Source organism: Paenibacillus sp. CFBP 13594, assembly GCF_014842675.1.
GTDB lineage: Bacteria > Bacillota > Bacilli > Paenibacillales > Paenibacillaceae > Paenibacillus > Paenibacillus amylolyticus_B.
On record NZ_JACYVQ010000012.1, the window covers coordinates 43,485 to 65,222 of the forward strand.

The following is a 21,738-nucleotide window of genomic DNA, read 5'->3' on the forward strand; positions in this document are numbered from 1 at the left end:
TGGCAGCAATGACATTACCCGCACTTTTCATTGCGCATGGTTCTCCCGCTCTGGCGGTGGAGAGCAATGACTACACTCACTTCTTGAACCAGCTTGGAGACAGGCTGCCGGCTCCGAAAGCCATTGTCGTATTTACGGCGCATTGGGATTGTCCTGAACCGTCCGTGACGATGGATGATACACATCAGACCTTGCATGATTTTTACGGATTCCCTTCTACGATGTATACGATGGAATACCCTGCATCTGGGCAGCCAGATTTAGCGAACGAGATATGTGCTTTGTTCACCCGCAGCAACCTGGCACATCAGCCGATTCGTGGCCGAGGGCTGGATCATGGCGTATGGGTACCGCTGCTCCATATGTATCCCGAGGCTAATATCCCTGTGATCGCTGTATCTGTAGACTCGCTGCGTACGCCGCAGGAACAGTATGATATTGGCCGAATGCTGGAACAGCTGCGTCATGATGATGTGTTGATCATTGGCAGTGGTGGAACGGTTCACAATTTACGATTGCTGGGCAATACGGATGAACCGCAAGAGTGGGCGGTGGAGTTTGATAACTGGATCGGGGAGCGCTTGCAGCAGTGGAACACAAGAGAACTGTTTCAATATGAGAAAAAAGCCCCTCATGCACGCACGGCAGTTCCGTCGTATGGTACAGAACACCTTGCACCTTTGTTCTACGCCATGGGTACAGCGGATATGTCCCGATCAGCGAAGCGTCTATTTCAGTCTTATCCTTATGGAACGCTCAGTTTGAACTGCTGGCAGTTTGGAGACGGCGTGTAACTTGGAACAGACAACAGCCTGATTATGGTGCTTAAAGCCAGTTTCATACGGATAACATAACGTGTATTAATGCATACAATTACAATATATAAACAAAAGAAGGTTCCTGTACACCCTTGATGGGATACAGTAACCTTTTTTCAATACGAAGACTTATTCGTGCAATAGATCTTTATTTGCGGATCTCGAACAATTCACAGTCTGTACGCGAATGATAAGCAAGTTCACTGACACTGGATTGTACAACTACGGTATTGCTGTCAAAACGGATAATAATGCCACCCGAGTCAATCTGGTGATTATCTTTAAAAACTCGAACCTTATACTTCATATTCATGGCTTCCTGGAAGTCTGCATCGGTCTCAAGACGTCGTTGGGTCGGCATATCGTGTACTCCTTTGAAGTTCAACTTTATTTTATCATAATACGATTTTCTGTGGATGGGCAAGTCAGTCAGGCATTCGGGCAGATTTTTGAAAAGTAAAAAGCCCTGCTCTCCAGGGGGATTGGAAGCAGGGCCGAGAATTCTATGAATGATTGCTTAAGCTGTTTTTTGAGTAGGGCTAATCGTTGGTGTGTCTTTAGGAAGATTACCTTTGTTGTTACGAGTGAACAATCCGCGAAGGTAAGGCAGTACCCAGTGATCCAGACCGATTTTACCTGCATTTGCACCAGCAACGACAAGGAAGATTTCCATTACAACCAGTTGAGCATTCGTGCTTACTGTTCCCGAGAAGAGGAACGCGAAGTTCATGACCATAGCCATCAGTGCTGCTAGTGTAGTGAAGCAACCGAGGATGAGACCCAAACCTACAAGGAATTCACCCAATGGGATAACGAAGTCGAACAGTCCTGCGTTTGGTACTGCGAATTTCTCAAGGAACGTTGCCCACCAAGCTTGGACAGCCGGGTGATCACCTGTTGCTTTTTCTACGGCACCGGCCAAGAACCCGCCAGCTTCGAATCCGCCAGTCAATTTGCTCCATCCGTGAGTCATCCAATCATAACCGATATACACCCGAAGTACTGTCAAAATCCACATTGCTACTTTGTTTTCTCTAAGCCATTGGTTTGTGCTGAACATATAAACCACTCCTTCATGGAATCTAGTGTGTGTTGTTTTTGTTTTTTCTAAGTGATCACCTTTGATGTCTTTATTGTATAGTTCAAAAGTTGTTTTGTTTGTGATTAAAATCACAATCTAGTTCAAATTTTAAGTAAGGTTTGAGAAGTTCACATTTAGGACATATTTTTCTGGCTATATGCTGTTTCAAATGTGAATTTCAAGCTGTATCAAGGCCTTCTAGGCGCAGACAAATCGGATGGGGTGTGATTAAATGGAAAGAAATACGTGAAATGGTTGCCCACATGAGACATATATCACAACTTAGAACCAGGCCATATCGTTCAGGAGGTCCTCTATTGAAGCTTTTTAAATGGAACAAAGCAGCATCATCGGCTGCATCTCTGTTTATTCTCTCATTAAGTCTTGTTGCCTGCCAAAACCAGGAGGTGTTGCAGATGCCAGTTCAGCCAGAACCGACACCTGCACCTGTACAAGAAGAACACGTGGAGGAATCCAACACGTCTCTCTATACAGCACCTCTGACAGGTCTACCTGTAGATGAAGCGATTACGCGTCGACCACTCGCCGTAATGATTAATAATGCACCCGCAGCTCGGCCCCAATCGGGTCTAAGTTCAGCCGATATCATTCTTGAAGTTCTCGCTGAGGGAGGCATTACCCGCTTCATAGCCATCTTCCAGAGTGAAGGCGGTGCGGAGACAGTTGGACCCGTTCGCAGTATACGTCCATATCTAATTGAGCTCGGTGAGAGTTATGATGGGGTCCTTGTTCATGCCGGAGGCAGTCCGGAGGCGTATTCCATTTTGCAAAGGCAGCAGAAACAGCATATGGATGAAATCTCGAATGGTGGACCTTACTTCTGGCGTTCCTCAGATCGTAAAGCCCCTCATAATCTGTATACTTCAGCGGACAAGCTGAGAGAAGGGTCAGATATCAAGGGTTACAGCCATGATTTCAAGTCGCCGGTATACATCTATAATGAAGAAGGAGCGACATCCGCAGGAGAGGCAGTGAAGCAATTCGATATCCATTATTTATTGGATAGTTACCGGGTGACGTATGATTATGATGAAGTTAGCGGACGATATATGAGAATGGTGAATGGCAAGGCAGATCAGGATATGGATAATGAAACTCAACTTGGTGCAGCGAACATCATTGTGGCAGGTGCAGATCACAAGGTCCTCGATAGTGTAGGTCGGTTGTCCGTTAATTTGGAACAGGGCGGGGAAGCCATGTTGTTTCAGAAGGGCAAGATGATTCGTGGGCAGTGGGTGAAGAAGCAGGGAGATATTATACGGTTTGTTCAGGGTGGCAGTGAAGTTGCTCTTGTGCCGGGTAAAACCTTTATCAGCATTGTTCCCAATCAACCGGAATTTTCCAGTCATGTGAAGCTCGCTGTGCAGCAATAAAAGGATGTAATGAAAGAAAACAATGAAACATGTATCCATTTGTCGTCGAAAAGGCATTATATTTGTCCTTAGCGTAAAAAGTAGAATCGTGTCGGTTCTGTATTTTGATGTCGAATTGTAAACGCAGTGTAAAATATTGACTTGAATTTACCATTATTCCAAATAATTAAGATTCATTTCAGATTAATGTGATAAGAATATAAAAAAGGATCACACCTTTTGTACAAACCATGAAACAAATATGATAAGATATCAAAGGTTGTCATTTCATGTTTCATCGGTTGTCGGCAATTTTTCTCGTAAAGGGGATAGAGCTATGAAGCTTAAGAAGAAGAAGGATATATTTTTTGAGACACTGGAGAATATGGCAGATACGGTTGTTCAAGCGGCAGATTATTTCTCCCAGCATGTTTCCAACCTTCAGGATGTGACTCTTTTTGCTAATGAAATGAAGAAGTACGAGTCGAAATGTGATGATTACGTGCATACGATCATTACAGAACTCAACAAAACATTTATCACGCCGATCGAACGCGATGATATTATGGAGCTGACAACAACACTTGATGACGTATTGGACGGACTCGAAGCAACGGCTTCCCGTTTCTATATGTACCAACTGACAGATCCAGATGATGAGTTCGTCATACAGTTTGCTGAAATTTTGCGCCAATCGGCTTATGAAATTCAGAAGGCGATCCATCTGCTGTCTCAGAAAAAATTGCTCGCGATCCGTGAGTACACCATTCGTTTGAATGATCTGGAAAACCAAGGCGACGAAGTGCTGCGCATGTGTATCAAACATCTCTTCGCTACCGTGTCTGATCCGATTGAATTGATCAAGCGTAAGGAAATTTACGAACGTCTTGAGACAACAACGGATGCTTGTGAAGACGTGGCGAACGTGCTTGAATCCATCATTATGCGTAATTCTTAAGGAGCCAGAGAATAATGGAAACAACGATTTGGGTATTGGGTATAGTCGTCTTCCTTGCACTGGCGTTTGACTTCATCAACGGTTTTCACGACACGGCCAATGCCATTGCGACTTCGGTCTCAACCCGAGCACTGACGCCGCGTCGAGCTATTCTTATGGCAGCGGTGATGAACTTTGTCGGTGCGATGATGTTCACAGGCGTTGCGAAGACGATTGGTGGGAGTGTGACCGACCCCACCACGCTGGATAACGGGATAGAGGTCGTCATAGTCACCTTGATCTCAGCGATTATCTGGAACCTGGTTACATGGTGGTTTGGTATTCCGTCTTCTTCCTCACATGCACTTATTGGAGCCCTTGCAGGTGCCGTGCTCGTTGGCGCAGGATCTGATAAAGTGAAATGGAGCGGATTCATTGATATCGTCGGAGGTTTGTTATTATCACCTCTGATCGCATTTGCCATTGGTTATGTGGTCATGACGATTCTCAAATATATTTTCGCCAAACGCAGTCCGCATAATGTGAACAAAGGTTTCCGTACAGTACAGATTTTCACGGCAGCACTGCAAGCATTCACGCATGGTACGAATGATGCACAGAAAGCGATGGGGATTATTACCTTTGCTCTGGTTGCAGCAGGTGTGCAGGATAATCTGGATGTTCCGCTGTGGGTTAAAATCTCAGCAGCAACTGCGATGGCTCTGGGTACATCCATTGGTGGTTGGAAAATCATCAAAACGATGGGTACCAAAATCTTTAAAATTGAACCGATCAACGGTTTTGCGGCGGATCTGTCAGCTGCATCCGTTATTTTCACAGCAACGTTGCTTCACCTTCCAGTTAGTACAACGCACGCGATCACATCAGCTATTCTGGGTGTGGGCTCCGCGAAACGTTTCTCTGCGGTGAAATGGGGACTTGCTGGACGTATTATTATTACGTGGTTCATTACGATTCCGATTACTGGGGCACTGGCAGGATTATTGTACTGGATTATTTTCTAAAAAGAGAAGTTATCCCGAACAAATTCGGAGTTACCAGACAATCTGTTCATAACTGTGTGAATATCGGGATATGTGGATAAATATACAACCAAAATCAAGAGACGCCTGTGCATGAACGTGTGGACAGGCTGGATATGTGGATAGCCATCCGTGGAATGATAAACCAAAAGAAGATATTCCTGTGGATACAGGGAACTGTGGATAGGGAAATGAGAGAAGCCAACAGGGTTGGCTTTTTTTGTTGTCGAGTTTGAAGGCACCTGTGTACAATAACGTAAAGATACAGGACAAGGATGTGATCTGATTTATGATTCGTACACTCGCCATTACACGAGAACATCAAGTCTCCGTTAACGTACCACTTACACAGCTGGATCTGAACGATTATGCCTGGGTATGGGCCGATTTTAACCAGCCAACGGAAGAGGAAAGCCGTTTGCTGGATACATATTTTCATTTTCACCCTTTAGCTATTGAGGACTGTCTGCATGTGTTGCAGCGGCCAAAGCTTGATTATTATGATAATCTGCAGTTTCTTGTACTGCATGCACTGAACCCGTCCACACTGGAGGCCGAGGAGGTTGACTTGTTTCTCGGATCAAACTTCCTAGTGTCTTTTCATCATGGCGTATTAGAGGAAGTGGATGAAGCGTGGGAGCGCTTGTTGCACCATGCACATGAACGAACCATCTGGGCGCGAGGTCCGGTGGCAGCAGCCTATACGGTGATGGACAAGCTGGTCGATCATTATTTTCCGTCTTTATTTGCGATTGAGGATGAACTGGCTGAACTGGAGAACCGGGGTGGACAAGAATCGGTTGAAGACTTGATGAACCAGGTGTTTGATCTGCGGACTCGATTGCTGAAGCTTAGAAGAACTGTAGTACCGATGCGGGATCTGCTCTATCGGGTGGTGAACTCCCAGCATGTGCAGCGAACAGGTGAACATACGGCTTATTTTACTGATATCTATGACCACTTATTGAAGCTGACGGACATGATTGAAGCCGATCGGGAGATGACCGCTGACCTGCGCGACAGTTATATTTCCCTGAACTCCAACCGGATGAATCAGATCATGAAGACACTCACGGTGATCACGACTGTATTTATGCCGCTCACACTGATCGCGGGTATTTATGGCATGAACTTTGCCTATATGCCTGAGCTTCAGTGGAAATTTGGGTATGGCGCGGTGCTGCTGTTAATGTTTGTGCTTGGCGGGAGTATGGTGGCCTGGTTTGTGAAGCGGGGATGGTTCAAGTGAGAACGAATGTAATCAGATGTTAGTAACATAAACTTGTAATAACGTGTATCCACAGGTAAAATATAACGATATGTGAGTGAATAGAATCTGGATGAATTATCCATACATATAATTGTGGAAGGATGGGATACGATGAGATTGGCAGAGGCTCTTGTACTGCGAGCGGATGAGCAGAAGAAGATAGCTCAGCTCAAGCAACGTCTGGAACGCGTAGTCAAAGTTCAGGAAGGTGAACAGCCAGCAGAGGACCCGCAGTTGCTTATGATCGACCTGGAGAATACGATCCGGAGCCTGACGGTATTGGTTAAGAAAATTAATAAGACCAATGCACAGACTGACTTCACTGCAGGAGTTACGCTTGCTGATGCCCTTGCAGAGCGGGATGGAATCATGCAAGAAAGAGCATCGTTTAACGAAGTTTTGCAGAATGCGTCCATTCGCCAGGATCGGTACAGTCGTTCTGAAGTAAAGTATGAGCGAACCGTGAACATAGCAGATATTCAACATAAAGTGGATAGCCTTTCGAAATCCTACCGGGAACTGGATTTTAAAATTCAGGAGAAGAACTGGACCATAGACTTAATCGAGGAATAAAACTGCGTCGGTAACCCTATCCAAATGAAGCGAGCATAACCCACCAACGGGAAGTTGGAAACCTGGTAGACGCTGGGCCATGTCTAACCCACATCATCATTTAGCCCAATATTGTTACAAGAATGCGCAGCATGGATGTATCGTGTATCTTTCTAATTGTTACGACCATATGCAGGTCTTTGGATAGCGGTGAGGGTGGGTAAGGGGAATTGCAGTTTGAATTACATATGAAGAAGGCCACTGGGCCATGATCTCGGGCAGTAATAACTGTCGGGAGATGATGTTTGCCAGGTGGCCTTTCTGATTCTTCTATTAGAAGTTTTGAAAAAAAATGTATCCACATGTGAATAACTATTCCGCAGCAATAAGCTGTGTATAACTTACGAGGTTTTCCTGTTACTCCACTTCAAGGATAAAAGAAGTCGTTGCTGCCTCTTTGCCATTCACAACAATCGTTAACGTATGCAGTCCAGCATAGTATTTTCTCGTTGTGATGACTTTGAACGATTGTTTAGTGGCTATCTTGGTTCTGCCTGTCGGGTACATTTTATCGGAGCATTTGAATCGTTTAGGGGCCTGTTTGCCGTTTGCCTTCATATAACCCATCTCATATTCAATTCGCAGCATCTGTGACTCGCCGCTCTCATTAACGACATCAAACGAAAAATGAAGATCCTCGCCAATGCTAATCGTATCCTGTACAAGCTGAAGCTGCTCAATGTGAATCGCATCCTGCTCGTTATAACCAAAAAGACTTAGTGCTTTGCGATGTCCTTTCTTCAGTAATGACCTGCTGGCATGCCGGACAATCCAGTCTGTGTGTACATGTTGTCCGTACCAGGTCGTGGCCAGATCCATAACCAGTTCAGGGTGGTCCTTGGAGATGTCATTCAGATGATTGGCGACACTTTTGCGAACATAGAGGGACTCGTCCTGTTTCAATGCATGCAGAATCGGAAGTACAGGTGTTGGATCAGTGATAAAGTTCTGGAGTTTGGCACCCCATGGCAAACGTGGCCGGCTGCCCTCACTGGCAAGTCTGCGGATATGCTCGTTGTCACTCTCTGCCCACGCCATCATATGTTTCATAGTTTGGATTGGATAATGTTCAATAAACGGGCGTACCGCGAACTCCGAGCTGGAATAAGGTGTGAAGAGGGTCAGATACTTCATGGATAACTCGTAATCTTCTGGGTCAAGTCCGTTCACTTCAATAAAATCCGGTACAAATAGATATTCAACGCCTCTCATCGTCGGGGCGGCTTGTTCGATAATATGTAATGCTTCCTCATAATTGTCCGGCAGTACCTGGGTCAAAGCCAGTGTGATTCTGCGAATGCGCGCTTTGAATTCCAACTGTTCCCAGCCTTCAGCGAAAACCAATTCATGAAATTGCTGTGTATCCAGCTTCGGGTAGAATTGACGCAACTGTTCGCCGGTCCGATCGATTAATGCGGGAGTGTATTTGTCTTTGATAAGTTCCATGGTCCGCCTCCTTTAGTTACTATTCAGTATACCTCAAATTACAGAAATAAGAACGTAAGTTCCTGAAAATTATTTGTCTACCGATGAACGGTGTTAAGGCACCCGCCTTCTGTAAGGGGGTGCCTGAATTTCCTTAACCTTTGCGACTTTTGGGACGGCGCTTCGTGGAATTGGATTTGCGGCGGACTGGAGTTGTATTGCGGCGACGTGTAGCATTCGTTGTTTTGTTCCGACGTTTGTTTTTGCGTTTCCGGGGCGGCGTATATTCTTCATAGTCTGCATCAGCTGCGCTGTTATTCGATTTTCCTTTTCCAAAAGGCAGAATGCCCATAACGAGTTTCATCATCGGAGCCATCTGCTGGATGCCACCAACGACCTTCTGCATTTTGCCTATTCCACTCATGATTCCATCAATACCGCCGAAGCGGTCGATCATTCCTTTTAACTCACCGATGTTGGCTAACGAAAAGCCGGTACTGCCAGTAGCAGGCGCCGTTACTGGAGCTGGGGGAACAACCTGAGCTGCACCTCCATAAAAGTTCCCGCCAGACACACCCTGCCCATAGGGTACGACTGCAGAAGCTTCGACTTCACCAAAGCCCGGGTAGTGTGGTTCTACGCCAGGATACATCGGTTGAATTTGAGTTTCATTTAAAGACCGCGGAACCACACCGGGCGGCATATAGGCAGAAGTATGTGCCTGTCGATGAGCATGAGAAGACGGACGCTGCCCTGGTGGTGGCTGGCGGTGATAATAATGCTGTGGCATGAACGATCACGTTCCTTCTATGTTGGATTTCGGAATTGCGTTCCATGAGTTGCATGACAGATGTACATCATAGACCCTTGTGGAACTCCCTTTTGTTATACTGTATGTCATTCGCGGAGAGACGGCGTAGGCGGGTGTCCCGGAAAACGGGATATTTGCGGATTTGGGCGCATGGCATGATGGCAGGTTCCCGAAGAGAAAACGAAGTTTGGACACAAAATTGTCACATTTAAGTAGATTGAAATCCTACATAAGTAATCGGATATATGCAGGTGAAAACTGGGAATTAGCGCGGTAATTTCGTCTGATGTGCGCGAGGGGAGGACAATAGTACCTTTTGTAAGCGGTAACATGTATTTTTATTCTGTAGTGCGTGAAATCGGTAACGCTTGAAATACCAACTCAGTGTGAGTACAATGTAGGTACACAGTAACCGCTAGGGGATGATGATGAAATGCAGCTGAAAAAGCTAAATGATAAAAGCATTGAACAACTATTCGAGGCTATTTTGACGCTAAAAGATATTGAAGAGTGTTATGTTTTCTTTGATGACCTCTGCACAGTTAACGAGATCCAATCCATGTCCCAGCGGCTGGAAGTGGCTCGTATGTTGGGTAAAGGCAATACGTATAACCAGATTGAAGCAGAGACAGGTGCGAGTACAGCTACAATTTCACGTGTGAAACGCTGCCTGAATTACGGCAATGATGGTTATAAAATGACGCTCGAACGCCTGGGACGCTAACATGAAGAAGCCGGGTGTACTCATCATCAGTCACGGTTCACAGGAGCAGACCTGGGTGGAATCCGTCGATGACGCGATCTCCCGGTTGAATCTGCCTGTTCCATTACCGGTTGAAGCCGGTTTTCTTGAACTTGTGGAAGGACGCCTGATCCAGGACGGTATCGACCGACTGGAAGCACAAGGCGTAACCGATATTCTGGTCGTACCTCTATTTGTTTCATCCGGGAGTACACATGTGGATGAAATTGAATATGCCATTGGTGCAAAGGAAACACCTGATCGCGAAACGGATCTGGAACCGTTCGATGTGAAGGCTCGGGTTCACTTCGGTTATCCAGTGGATAACGATCCGGATATTGCCGTGATGGTGTGGGACAAGGTCCGATTACTGTCGCAGCAACCGGAGGAAGAAACGATTCTGCTGGTAGGTCATGGGAGTATTCATGATGGTTTTCGCGAGCGATGGGAAGCTGGAATTTCTTCCCTTGCAGAGCTTGTACAGGAAGTTAGTGGTGTAGCCCATACGGATTATGCATTGCTGAATCCGGAGAGTGTGTACGACAAAGTGAAGTACTGGAGCGAAGAGCGGGGGAACCGAGTCATTGTGGCGCCGCTGTTTTTGAGTGCCGGTTATTTCACGAGGAACGTTATCCCGGGTCGGCTGCAGGAACTGAACTATGTGTACAGCGGAGAGACACTGTTGCCACATCCATTGCTCGGGCAGTGGCTGGAGCATCAGATCCAGATTTTGCTGGAGAGATGTAATGAAGTTAAAGCTTCTTCTTGAAGTGATCGTTTTGGCATAGGTGTGTGATCACATCGCTCGCAATAATGTCGCATCAAGTGATTTGAACTCCATAGCTTCATAAACAATTAAACCACGTCGAAGGACGTGGTTTTTGTTTGTTGTAGATCATTTGAGCGAGGATTAATTTATCCATTAATGGGTGCGTGCAATTGCAGATGTAGCTCCAGTAAATTTATTAATTGGTCAACGATCTCCTCGGCCGGATAAGGCATGGAATTCATAATCCACCACTCCAGGAGGCCCACAGCAGCGGAAGCAAGAAACTGTATGGTAATCTCTTTTTTCATACCTTCCTGGATGCCACAGGCATCCATTTGTTCCTCCACTCCCTGGACCAACAATGTCATCAACTTACTACGGAATGCCGGAATACCTTTTTTGGTTAGAAGTGTGGTATAGGTAGTAGCATGCTGTTCCAGATAACGGAAAGTTCTGAGCAGCGCATCCTTGGCCGTAACGGGTGTTGTAGTAGAGCTTTCGATCATACAGGCATCCAACAACCGCTGCAAATAGGTTTCAATGCATTGATCCAACAAATCGAACTTGTCTGCGTAATGCAAATAGATGGTTCCTCGGTTTACATTAGCCCGATCAGCAATATCGTTTATCGTAATTTGCTCGAAATCCCGTTCTTCCAGTAACCCCACAAAAGCTTCGATTATCGCCTTTCGTGTCTTGAGTACTCGTCTGTCCATGGCCCCTCCTATGATGGTTTTCAACAATAAGGAATCATTCGTTGATTTTTCAACAAAAACGGATATTTTAACGATTGAAGCACAGTAGGTGCTTTGTTACTCTTATTTTATCAACAAATGTTCATAAAGCAACGAATATTGATAAAATATGAAAATAGAGGGATAACCAATGAAAATATTAGTGTATGGTGCAGGTGTTTTGGGCAGTCAATTGGCGCACGTTCTGGTGCGCGGTGGCAATGATGTTACTGTTCTGGCTAGAGGGAGGCGGGCAGAGGAACTGGAGAAGGATGGAATCGTCATCCGGCATATTTTTCAATTCAAAACGACAGTTGATCAGGTTCGGGTAGCCAGAACGTTGGAAGTGGATGACCAATATGATCTGATTTTTGTTGTCATGAAATATAACGATTTTTCTTCAGTGTTACCTATTCTGGCAGAGAATCAGAGCAGTAATATTGTGATTGTGGGAAACAACGCAGATGCGCGAAGCATGCAAAACTTTTTGGAGGAAAACAGCAGGGTAGCAAAACAGGTCGCGTTTGGATTCCATGTGAGTGCAGGGAAGCGGGAAAAGGACCGCATGTTATCGGTCGGTGGAGGTAACGGACAAATGGTGATCGGTAGTCTGGACAGTGAGATAGGTTTTAAACCTTTGCTGGATCAAGCTTTCCAACATGTGAAATACAAGTTGAATGTTCTGAGCGATATTGATGCCTGGCTGAAAAGCCATATCATCCCCATTCTGATGCTTAATGCAGTAAGCTTTAATGAGGAGCGTGAGTTGATCAAATTGGACGGGAACAGAAAGCAAATCCAACATATGATTGGGGCGATGGAGGAAGGCTTCGGCGTGCTTGAAGCTATGGGCATAACGATTATACCGGAGATTCAGGCTAAAATGATTCGCAAGCATCAACGAACGTTGTACCTTCTGTTGAGAATCTATAGCATGCTTCCGGTTCATAAGCTGGTCGCGGGTTCTTTTGGAGAGATTGAGGCGTTAAATAATGCATTTACCGATTGGAAAAAGACAACAGGCATCCGGACTCCCCATTGGGACGTGCTGAAAAGAGATTTTACTATCCTTAAATGAAGTATTGCTCATTCCTTGCATACCGACTAGAATAAAACCAACTAATAAAATGGGGATAAGGAGATATACAGATGCGGGAAGTGCCCATGCGTTATGTGAAAGCAAATCAGGTCGGTATTGTATTGTTTGTTTTACTCTCGTTTGTGTTTAATCCAATTGTAGTTCTGGGAGCGCTGTGGAGTATTCAGGTGGTTGGTCTGGCTTCCAGTGGCAAGCTTAATCTGTTTGTGCACATTGGGAAAGCTGTGTTGACTGGTAAAGGTACAGAGATGCAGGCGGTGGAGCTGCAGCGATTCAACAATATTCTGGCCGTGCTCTTCCTGTCTCTGGCACTCATCTCGTTCTCGCTTGGCTGGGTAATCGCAGGTTATGCATTCTCTGTCATGCTTCTCGCGGCTGCAAGCGCGGCGCTGCTGGGTTATTGTGTAGGCTGCACTGTCTATTTCTGGTATAAACAGCTGCGTGCAGGGCGAAAAATCGGATTTTGAGGTTGGCTGAAGCGAGACGGAGATACGATGACGAAAACGCCCGATACTTCGAGTAAAGAGAGCCATATTCCGAGGAGTTTTCTTGCGGCAAGTTTTCACCTGAACCTATAGCGATCGTGATACGATCACTTCATCATGAAATTCCCCTCAAGTGAGCTGTTCACTTGAAGGGTTTTTTTTATCTGAACCAGGCTTTGTTTAAATTGTTGGTGAAATTGTTATCGTTGAAAGGCACGTTGGCGCTACCGAAGTCCGTCGTGTTGAGTGCATTTCGTGCCGCAGAAGTCAGATCGTCCCATCCGATCAAAGGCTGAGTTCCACCCACAGCATTAGTAACGCCAAGCTCATGGTTCAGTGGCCAAGTACTGTTATAGGAAATCGACGGATGGCTACCTTGTGTATTGGTATTGCTCGGTGTAACTTTGGTAAACTGGCCGTGACCGGAATAGGCGATGGAGAGGATTTGGGGATTGGCCGCTGCCGGATTATCGACCCACACGACGATTCCTTCCCAATCGTGACGATGGCCGAGTCCGGCAGAAGGGGAGTCTTTGGGGAAATACCACGAATACATGATGGCCCATACCCCATTGTGCCATGTGGAGCGGGAGTAGATCTGCCCTGTATTTGAGCTGCAGTTCCCATTGGATGACCCGGACGTATTCAAGCCAGCGCTGGTATTGCCCTGTTGATCGACTGCGGGAAAAGGGACACAACCATGATAGACCTTCAAAAACGGCTGAAAACGCTTGGCTGCTTGTTGCATTACGGTGACTGGTGTGACTTCCTGGAATCCGACAACCTGATCATGATTAATTTCTGCTGCTTCAACAACGGTGACCCAAGGAATACATGCCATAAGCGAAACCATGAGCATTAACACAATTTTTTTCATATACACTTCTCCTTCAAGGGTATGATATGGTGCTAAGTTGAGGGTTCACTAAAACTATATTGGAAAAAGGTTTGTGTTATTTATCTTTTCATCTTAAGAATTGTAAATTTGTAACATATCTATGTCATAATCATATGAAGATCATCGAAATCGAAGACTAATTCCTGTCCAAGCGGGCAGAATGGTTGATTAATGAGACTATTTTACATAAAAGGTAGTGGGGAAGATTCAGGATCGGTGTGTGAGGTTTATTGGATAATGGATGGATTAGTGGGTACATATATGAAAAAATATACTTATGGATTACAGGCTAGGACATCTTTACATTTGATGATATGATAGGAGTTAAAGGCTTTGGAATGAGACGGAATTCCTGATGCATAGATATAGGTAAGACGAAAGATTAGAGCAACATTAACGGAAGTTCATTATTGTGTAAAAAATATGCCCTTTTGTGGACTGATGCAACGTAAGAATATGAGGTCGTTTAGACTCATGGATAATGTGGAATAGGTGGCGTATGAGATGAAAAAAGCTCGCTTAATATATAATCCGACCTCAGGCCGGGAAGAAATGAAGAAACGTCTGGCTGATATTTTGCAGCGTTTGGATCAAGGTGGTATTGAAGCTTCTTGTCATGCAACAACGGGCGAAGGTGATGCAACCCGCGAAGCTGAACTCGCTATTGAACGCGGCTATGACATGATTATTGCTGCTGGTGGAGATGGCACGTTGTACGAAGTGATTAACGGTATGGCAGAGCGGGAGAACCGTCCTCCGCTGGGTGTGTTTCCTTTGGGAACAACGAATGATTTTGCACGTGCACTCGGCATTCCGAGACAGTGGGAAGATTACGTAGATCTGGTCATTAACCAGCAACTTCGTCCGCTCGATCTGGGCAAAGCAAATGATAAATATTTTATCAACATCGCCGGTGGCGGATCATTAACTGAACTGACCTATGAAGTACCGAGTCGTCTGAAAACGATGATTGGGCAACTGGCCTATTATATGAAGGGTATTGAGAAAATGGCGAGCCTGTCTCCACAGGAGCTGATTATTCGCGCCGATGGTCAGGAAGAGATCCATGACGAATTCATGTTATTCCTCATCGCCAATACCAATTCGGTCGGGGGCTTCGAGAAGTTGGCTCCAGGTGCAACCATTGATGATGGTCTGTTCGATGTGATTGGTGTTCGCAAGTGTAATCTGGCCGATATGATCCGCCTCGTAACGCTCGCGCTGCGTGGGGAGCATCTGAACGACAAGAAAGTGGTTCATTTCCAGACGAGTCATATGGAAGTTACGTCCCCGGGATATGTACAACTGAACCTCGATGGAGAGTTGGGCGGCACGCTGCCAGCTACATTTACGAACCTCAAGCATCATCTGCAATTGTATCGTTAAAAATGTGGGTGCTGGGGGCAATGTGGGTCGCTTGCGAAAAGCAATGTTGATTGCTTCAGAAAAGCTATGATGCTGCAGCGGTGGTTGCACAGTATCGCATAACTGTTGAGGAGAGTGGGATTCAGCTCTGCGGTAAGGTGAGATGGAAGTGGAGTTTCCAGTTGCCGTGTAAGGTGGGATCGCGTATAATCTCATGTGGTCACCGTGCGTTGAGCTGATAGAGGGTACATTGTGGTGATTGAGTTAACGTGACAGCGAACAGCGAATATTGAACGGTGAAAGTAAAAAGCGCTGTTCTTGTTCGATGGTACTGGAATGTGATTACCGTGCTGAAAATAGCAGTTTGGTCGGGTGTCGGCGGCTAACGAACTCAGAAAGCCTTAATATGGCGAAATCGCCTAAGCTGCGAATCTAACGAATCCCAACGTCGTTATTTTGGAGAAAATGACCGAAAAAGGTCGTAATACACCATCTGAGGTTGATATAACGTTTCTGAAGTTCATTAGAAATTCGGAACGTTATTTTTGATGTGATACCATATAATAAGAAAGAAGTGAATGTACGTTGTCTAATACGAACCGCAGCGGTCGTGGAAAAAACCGCCGGAATTCGGCTGCCTCTCAGGGGCAAGGGAACGCTTCAGCGTCCCGTCAGCCAAGTCAATCATCTCGTCCATCACCACGTCAGCAAGGAAAAGAGGTGCGGCCACAAGGTGCATCTCTTTCTGCCGTTCGTCCGAAGGGACGTGCGCGTGAATCTGCACCAATCGAAGGTCTGCCCGTTAGCAAAAATGAAGAGACCGTTATCGAAATCATTGGCATGAACCATGACGGTGAGGGTGTAGGTCGTGCGAATGGATACACGCTCTTTGTGCAGGGTGCGCTTCCAGGTGAAACCGTGCGTGTGCGTGTGATGAAAACAAAGAAGCAATACGGCTACGCCAAACTGCTGGAAATCGTGAAAGCAAGCCCGGATCGAGTGTCCGCGCCTTGCCCGATCTACGATCAGTGCGGCGGCTGCCAGATCCAGCATATGAGTTATGCCGGACAGCTTGCGTGGAAACGCCAGTTGGTGGTAGATAATTTGCAACGGATTGGCAAATTGAACGTGATGGTGGAGGATGCGGAGACGTTGGCATCCAACGAGCAAGAAGATGAAGAGGGAGCCGAACAACGTGTGCAGGAAGACGCTTCAGTTGGAGATGCGAAGCTGGAGGCGCGGTTGGTACAGGATGAGAATCAGCCAACTCAACCTGGACAAGCATCTTCTGAAGCACAGATGATTGGAAGTAATCGCATTCGTTTGCGGCTTGAAGGTGTCATGAACGAAGAAGATACGGAACAGGGCATTTGCGTACTGCCTACGATGGGTATGGACGAGCCATGGCGGTATCGGAATAAGGCACAGGTGCCGATTGGAGCAGCCGAGGGTGGCCTGGTAGGTGGCTTTTACGCTAAAGGAAGCCATCGGATCATCGATATGAAGAGCTGCCTCATTCAGCATGAGCATAACGACGAAGTGGTTGCGAAGGTGAAGGAGATCGGTAGTCATTTTGGAATCAGTGCCTATAACGAAGAGACAGGTCGCGGCTTGCTGCGTCATGTGGTCGTGAAGAAGGCGTTCCGTACAGGTGAGATGATGCTCGTACTGGTCACCAATGGTCGAGATATTCCGTACAAAGACGAATGGATCGGCAGTATCCGTGAAGCGATTCCGCATGTCGCAAGCATCTGCCAGAACGTGAACAAGAAGCAGACCAACGTTATCTTTGGCGATGAGACCCGCGTCCTGTGGGGCCGTGATGTAATCTATGATTATATCGGTGATGTGCAGTTTGCCATCTCGGCACGTTCGTTCTACCAGGTGAATCCGGTGCAGACGGAAGTGCTATATGGGAAGACGGTAGAGTATGCCGGACTGAGCGGTAAAGAAACTGTCATTGATGCCTATTGCGGCATCGGTACGATTTCTCTTTTCCTCGCGCAACATGCGGATCAGGTGTATGGGGTCGAGATCGTGCCTGAAGCGATTGAAGATGCTCGCAGCAATGCGCTCTTGAACGAGATGAAAAACGTGAAATTCGAAGTTGGCGCATCCGAGGACGTTATTCCGCGCTGGAAAGAACAAGGTATCGAAGCAGACGTAATTGTTGTCGATCCACCGCGTAAGGGCTGCGATCCACGTTTGCTGGAAACGATCCTGGAGATGAAGCCGGAGCGCGTGGTGTACGTGAGTTGTAATCCGAGTACCTTGGCACGTGATCTTCGTGTGCTGGAGGATGGCGGATATCGAACGGTTGAGGTAACGCCAGTGGATATGTTCCCGCATACAGTACATGTGGAGAGTGTAGCGATGTTGGTTAAGGTGTAGTGTTTTGAAGCTACATTTACCTGTTTTAATATAGCTAATTTGCCCGAGGCTTCTAAAGCTCGGGCTATAATTGTTTTAACCGAAGTCATTCATTCAGCGAAAGGCATTCAGTTTATCAGTTTTTAATAGCTTGGTGTTGTTCAGTGTTTTCTAATGCCATAGTAAGACGTGGTAAAGGTATGCCTAACTTTTTTGCTTCTCTCACAACTTCAAGTACCGCAAAACCAGCTTTACTATTGTTGTATTCAATGAAAAGTCGTGGTAAGCTGCCCTTTGCAAGAATAACCTTGTTAAACAGCAGGCTGAGAAGTGCCGGTGGGATCTTGGTCAACAGTAGAGTAATCGCGTCCATCTTTGCGCCTCTTGCTTTAAGTATAGGGGTCATTTCCCGCATACTCTTACCGACATTTGCAAATGAGTCACTATGATTCAAGACTGCTGGGAAACTTCCTCGTTTTAACACCTCGGTCTCCATCGCCGCATTCATGGCAAAATGATTCCATAGCCAGCTTTGCATATCTTTTGTCCAATTGATTTTAAAATGGGCGCTTTCAAATAGTTCTTTGACCTTGTTGTTTATCTGTTCTGTGCCTACCCGTGGTTTTTCCAGAAATATCGTTTTTAAAAAGCCGCCCCTAAGCTTATTGTCCTCAATGCCGCCTCCTGCTCCTGGGAACCCAAAGACAACATTGTTCATAGACAAGGGCAAGATCGATGATTTTAAATCCTGCCAAATATTATTGAATATAAGGATCGGGGTGTTACCCGCGGTAGTCGATAGTAATTGTGCTGCTTCGGGAAGTTGCTTCGTGTTGACACTTGCAATAATGAGATCGTAATTTGGGCTTATCTCCTCATGCAGTTTGATGTTCCAGCTTTCTTGGATTAACTGTTTCCCTCTTCGTGCGTCCCACATTTCAAGCGCTATATGACTTCCGAGGGTTTCTTTTCTCCCTTTTCTAACGTAAAACTCAACGGTATGCCCTGCCTTTTCAAAGGCCCAAGCATACTGGGTCGATATGACACCTCTACCAAAGAATAAAATTCTCATATTACCTCCTAAAAAATATTTTAATCCTTGTTGATGATCCAACAACGTGTTGTATAATGTTATTGTATTGATTCACTATACGGTCATCAACCATCAGATTTTTAATATCTGTCGTATAATTGATCGAACAGCAGACGGAGGCAATAATGAAAAAGCAACCTGAAATTACGGACAAAACAAGGCAGACATTTATAAATGTATTCTGTGATTTATATAGTCGAAAACCCATCGAAAAAATATCCATACAAGAGATCGCTAACCAATCGGGATATAATCGGAGTACATTTTATCAATACTTTACAGATATCTATGAGTTGTTGGACTGCGTTGAAGAGCGTGTTTTGAAATCCATTAACGAGGAAATGGCAGGCAGAGAGTTTTCTACACATACGTTCCAGGATGCACTTCAATGCTTGGAAAATGCAGAGGACATTTCAATTCTGAAAGCCCTCTTGGGCGACTATGGTTCTGTTCATTTTGTGGAACGCTTGAAAAGAGAAATTCCCTTTGAGCGATTGATTGTGGATTTTTCAACAGATGATGTCTTGGCACCATATATCATTGAGTTTTACATTTCAACATTAATATCTATGTTTCGTCTTTGGATACGCAACGACAAAGATCTATCGTCAGAAGAATTGGTCAAGCTGATCGATAGCCTATTTGCAAGGGGGATAACACCGTATCATATCTTTGGCGCGGTCAATCCGAAGCGCTCTGATTTGAATACAAAGTAAAAGGACGAGGAGAAGGAGAATAAGGGCCTGACTATAACAGATTTCCTGGTACGAGGGTCGCTTCCGTAATCATTTTGCAAGAGCCTTTTCTGGAGTGCCTATAAACAGATCATACAGATATTCTAGCGAAAACAGTAAAGAGGAGCATTTGCTCCTCTTTACTTCAATAACTATAGTAGTCTAAAACTCCCCATCATCCCAGGTGGTAATTAATATACGTGTACACTCGCACCAACCACGGCTTTGTTTTGTACAGAATTACCGGATAGATATACCTTTCGTAGATCAGGCAGCTGGCTTAGGGTCTCGATATTGGAAATGGCATTGTTCTCGAGATGAAGCTCTTCTATGGCCTGCCAGTTACTCATAAATTCGAGAGAAGCCAGATTGTTATCTTGCAGAGTAAAGGAACGTAGAGCCGGCATGTTGGCAAAGTAAGGCATCATCTGGTCAACTTCATTGACAGAGTTGTTATTTATGCTGAAATATGGCTGCTCTAAGGTCAAATGTTCAAGCACGCCGTTCTCAGCGGCCGCTTTTTCTTCAAAGTTCAGCCTGCACTCGGAGCACATCAGAGATTTCACCCGCTTCAAACGAAATAAAGCATCGCTCTCCTTATATAGTGACGAGTCGTAAATGTTTAGGGTCTCTAGGCTGGGCAAACCGTCCAGGGCGCCAAGACGTGTAATTTCATCGATCTCCCAGAGGGAGAGTTGCTCCAGTTTCGGGAATTTCCCCAGCGCAGCCAAGTTCAATTCCCCGCTTCCGCCACGGAGCGTCAGACTGGTCGTAGCCGGGGCCTTTAGCCCAGTGAGAAAGGAGCTTGGAATTTCCACTCGCCCCACATTAGGCAATGTCAGCGCTTCTGCTTTCTCGTAGTAACCGGACAACGTTAATTCCCGCAGAGAGGGCAGACTGTTTATGACCTTTACCGAACTAAGCTGACTTAGAGAAGCCAGACGTAGTGTAGTAATGGAGGCCTTGTCGGCCAAGGGCTCCAGGCTTGAGAAGTTTACGTTTTCGAGATCAAGTGTTTGTAGAGAAGGCATATTTTGTACAAAGTCGATGGACTTTACATTCGTTAAAAAGGATAGCTGAAGCTCCTGAAGCTGGGTCAAGGCGTACAGCGGCTGCAGGTCTGTGGTTTCACTGTAATGTATGGATAAGGATGACAGCCCGGTCATGGAGGACAACCATCCCAGTTCATCGACAAAGGTGAGCGACAGGGACTTGAGCGGCAGCTTGTTCAACAGAAAGAAATCCGTTACGGACTCATCCACATAGGTAATGGATAAAGAGCTCAGATTAGGAAACTCCAGCAGCATGGCCAGTTCCTGATTGCTGCGAAGCTGAGTGGAAAGCTCCGTTATTTTAGTCTTGTCGCCAAAGTAGCCCGAAAATGTACTAAAGGATTCGTTAAAAGCGCCTCCATAACTTTTTAATCCGGACATATGGGCCAAAGTGGTTTGATCCGTCTGGGAGATTTCATAGGTATTCGTCAGGTCCAATGCCGTCAGTCCCGTAAAGGCTTCAAAATCTCGCTGATCGATCTCCTGGCTATTCAGTTTCTTGTCCTGAGTAACATATGTGATTTTCTCAGCCTGTTCATCGCTGAAGGGATCGGAGAGGCTATATGTAAACGTCCACTGATCATTCTCCGAATACTCTACAGTTAAATAGCGAAGGCGAGCCAATTCCTCCTCTGTCGGCAGGGCAGATCCTTTATCGAAGATATCTCGCAAAAAGGAAAGAAGAACCTCGCTTTCGGGCATCTTTCGTACAGGCAGATTGGCTTCTGTTTTTGAATAGGTGGAGCTGTTGCTATAATAAAAATATGTACCGATGGCGCCTGATATGACAAGCAGCAGTACCAATAACAGCCTTAGGGGGACGGAGACGGAGACGGACGGCTTCGGCGTGGCCTCAGGAACTGTCCCGTGGTAATGATTAATGGTCTGGTCTACGTAATAGACATGATTTTGCTTCAATAAAAGCTCTGTCTCACAATAGGGACACTTTAAAATCTCACCCTCTTTGTATTCAATTCTTCCGTTGCAATTGGGACAGTTTAACGGGATAAACGCCACGAATGTCCTC

21 protein-coding genes are annotated in these 21,738 nt (G+C 45.8%); 13 read left to right on the top strand and 8 right to left on the bottom strand.

The window, feature by feature from the left end:
- The first annotated feature begins 8 nt into the window (after positions 1 to 8).
- Entirely contained in the window at positions 9 to 794 is a 786-nt protein-coding gene (locus IFU39_RS27780; protein ID WP_192135986.1) for a DODA-type extradiol aromatic ring-opening family dioxygenase, read from the top strand.
- Positions 795 to 966: 172 nt separating this feature from the next.
- Here the strand turns inward: IFU39_RS27780 and IFU39_RS27785 are convergent, their stop codons facing one another.
- Together IFU39_RS27785 and IFU39_RS27790 are read right to left on the bottom strand one after the other, a co-directional pair.
- Complete coding sequence (locus IFU39_RS27785; protein WP_017690673.1) at positions 967 to 1,179, bottom strand: hypothetical protein; 213 nt, start codon at positions 1,177 to 1,179, stop codon at positions 967 to 969.
- Between the two features lie 156 nt (positions 1,180 to 1,335).
- On the bottom strand, positions 1,336 to 1,878 hold the full coding sequence (locus tag IFU39_RS27790; protein ID WP_091019780.1) for a DoxX family protein: 543 nt from the start codon (positions 1,876 to 1,878) through the stop codon (positions 1,336 to 1,338).
- 338 nt (positions 1,879 to 2,216) lie between these two features.
- On the opposite strand from IFU39_RS27790, the gene IFU39_RS27795 reads away from it, so the two are divergent.
- From IFU39_RS27795 to IFU39_RS27815, 5 genes are all read left to right on the top strand, one after another.
- Positions 2,217 to 3,293, top strand: coding sequence for a DUF3048 domain-containing protein (locus IFU39_RS27795; protein ID WP_192135987.1), 1,077 nt, complete (start codon positions 2,217 to 2,219; stop codon positions 3,291 to 3,293).
- A gap of 316 nt (positions 3,294 to 3,609) precedes the next feature.
- Positions 3,610 to 4,230 carry a DUF47 domain-containing protein gene (locus tag IFU39_RS27800; RefSeq protein ID WP_017690670.1) on the top strand — a complete coding sequence of 207 codons (621 nt, stop codon included), beginning with the start codon at positions 3,610 to 3,612 and terminating at the stop codon, positions 4,228 to 4,230.
- 14 nt (positions 4,231 to 4,244) lie between these two features.
- Positions 4,245 to 5,234 carry an inorganic phosphate transporter gene (locus IFU39_RS27805; protein ID WP_036668387.1) on the top strand — a complete coding sequence of 330 codons (990 nt, stop codon included), beginning with the start codon at positions 4,245 to 4,247 and terminating at the stop codon, positions 5,232 to 5,234.
- Positions 5,235 to 5,541: 307 nt separating this feature from the next.
- A complete protein-coding gene (corA, locus tag IFU39_RS27810; protein WP_036668386.1) occupies positions 5,542 to 6,501 on the top strand; it encodes a magnesium/cobalt transporter CorA in 960 nt (319 codons plus the stop codon).
- Positions 6,502 to 6,633: 132 nt separating this feature from the next.
- Positions 6,634 to 7,095 (top strand): DIP1984 family protein, encoded by a 462-nt coding sequence (locus IFU39_RS27815; RefSeq protein WP_036606052.1) that lies wholly within the window; start codon positions 6,634 to 6,636, stop codon positions 7,093 to 7,095.
- Positions 7,096 to 7,491: 396 nt separating this feature from the next.
- On the opposite strand, the gene IFU39_RS27820 is transcribed toward IFU39_RS27815, so the two are convergent.
- Both IFU39_RS27820 and IFU39_RS27825 read right to left on the bottom strand, forming a co-directional pair.
- Positions 7,492 to 8,580: a DNA alkylation repair protein gene (locus IFU39_RS27820; protein ID WP_192135988.1), complete on the bottom strand. Its 1,089-nt coding sequence runs from the start codon at positions 8,578 to 8,580 to the stop codon at positions 7,492 to 7,494.
- Between the two features lie 133 nt (positions 8,581 to 8,713).
- Complete coding sequence (locus IFU39_RS27825; RefSeq protein ID WP_105602049.1) at positions 8,714 to 9,349, bottom strand: tyrosine protein kinase; 636 nt, start codon at positions 9,347 to 9,349, stop codon at positions 8,714 to 8,716.
- A 454-nt stretch (positions 9,350 to 9,803) separates the two neighbouring features.
- Between IFU39_RS27825 and IFU39_RS27830 the strand changes: the two genes are divergently transcribed.
- Together IFU39_RS27830 and IFU39_RS27835 are read left to right on the top strand one after the other, a co-directional pair.
- Positions 9,804 to 10,094, top strand: coding sequence for a YerC/YecD family TrpR-related protein (locus tag IFU39_RS27830; RefSeq protein ID WP_017690665.1), 291 nt, complete (start codon positions 9,804 to 9,806; stop codon positions 10,092 to 10,094).
- 1 nt (position 10,095) lies between these two features.
- Entirely contained in the window at positions 10,096 to 10,881 is a 786-nt protein-coding gene (locus tag IFU39_RS27835; protein WP_192135990.1) for a sirohydrochlorin chelatase, read from the top strand.
- A gap of 146 nt (positions 10,882 to 11,027) precedes the next feature.
- Here IFU39_RS27835 and IFU39_RS27840 read toward each other — a convergent pair whose 3' ends face one another.
- Positions 11,028 to 11,597, bottom strand: a complete 570-nt coding sequence (locus IFU39_RS27840) for a TetR/AcrR family transcriptional regulator (RefSeq protein WP_091019775.1) — start codon at positions 11,595 to 11,597, stop codon at positions 11,028 to 11,030.
- A 169-nt stretch (positions 11,598 to 11,766) separates the two neighbouring features.
- On the opposite strand from IFU39_RS27840, the gene IFU39_RS27845 reads away from it, so the two are divergent.
- Complete coding sequence (locus IFU39_RS27845) at positions 11,767 to 12,693, top strand: ketopantoate reductase family protein (protein ID WP_192135992.1); 927 nt, start codon at positions 11,767 to 11,769, stop codon at positions 12,691 to 12,693.
- Positions 12,694 to 12,764: 71 nt separating this feature from the next.
- On the top strand, positions 12,765 to 13,181 hold the full coding sequence (locus IFU39_RS27850; protein WP_192135994.1) for a DUF4395 domain-containing protein: 417 nt from the start codon (positions 12,765 to 12,767) through the stop codon (positions 13,179 to 13,181).
- A gap of 178 nt (positions 13,182 to 13,359) precedes the next feature.
- On the opposite strand, the gene IFU39_RS27855 is transcribed toward IFU39_RS27850, so the two are convergent.
- Positions 13,360 to 14,076: an NPP1 family protein gene (locus tag IFU39_RS27855; RefSeq protein ID WP_192135996.1), complete on the bottom strand. Its 717-nt coding sequence runs from the start codon at positions 14,074 to 14,076 to the stop codon at positions 13,360 to 13,362.
- 525 nt (positions 14,077 to 14,601) lie between these two features.
- Between IFU39_RS27855 and IFU39_RS27860 the strand changes: the two genes are divergently transcribed.
- Together IFU39_RS27860 and rlmD are read left to right on the top strand one after the other, a co-directional pair.
- Positions 14,602 to 15,483: a diacylglycerol kinase gene (locus IFU39_RS27860; RefSeq protein ID WP_074093499.1), complete on the top strand. Its 882-nt coding sequence runs from the start codon at positions 14,602 to 14,604 to the stop codon at positions 15,481 to 15,483.
- Between the two features lie 564 nt (positions 15,484 to 16,047).
- Complete coding sequence (rlmD, locus tag IFU39_RS27865; protein WP_192135998.1) at positions 16,048 to 17,853, top strand: 23S rRNA (uracil(1939)-C(5))-methyltransferase RlmD; 1,806 nt, start codon at positions 16,048 to 16,050, stop codon at positions 17,851 to 17,853.
- A gap of 115 nt (positions 17,854 to 17,968) precedes the next feature.
- Here the strand turns inward: rlmD and IFU39_RS27870 are convergent, their stop codons facing one another.
- Positions 17,969 to 18,946, bottom strand: coding sequence for a ketopantoate reductase family protein (locus IFU39_RS27870; RefSeq protein ID WP_244661137.1), 978 nt, complete (start codon positions 18,944 to 18,946; stop codon positions 17,969 to 17,971).
- A 104-nt stretch (positions 18,947 to 19,050) separates the two neighbouring features.
- On the opposite strand from IFU39_RS27870, the gene IFU39_RS27875 reads away from it, so the two are divergent.
- On the top strand, positions 19,051 to 19,641 hold the full coding sequence (locus tag IFU39_RS27875) for a TetR/AcrR family transcriptional regulator (RefSeq protein WP_192136002.1): 591 nt from the start codon (positions 19,051 to 19,053) through the stop codon (positions 19,639 to 19,641).
- A 209-nt stretch (positions 19,642 to 19,850) separates the two neighbouring features.
- Here the strand turns inward: IFU39_RS27875 and IFU39_RS33460 are convergent, their stop codons facing one another.
- Positions 19,851 to 21,728, bottom strand: a complete 1,878-nt coding sequence (locus tag IFU39_RS33460) for a leucine-rich repeat domain-containing protein (protein WP_192136004.1) — start codon at positions 21,726 to 21,728, stop codon at positions 19,851 to 19,853.
- Positions 21,729 to 21,738 lie beyond the last annotated feature (10 nt).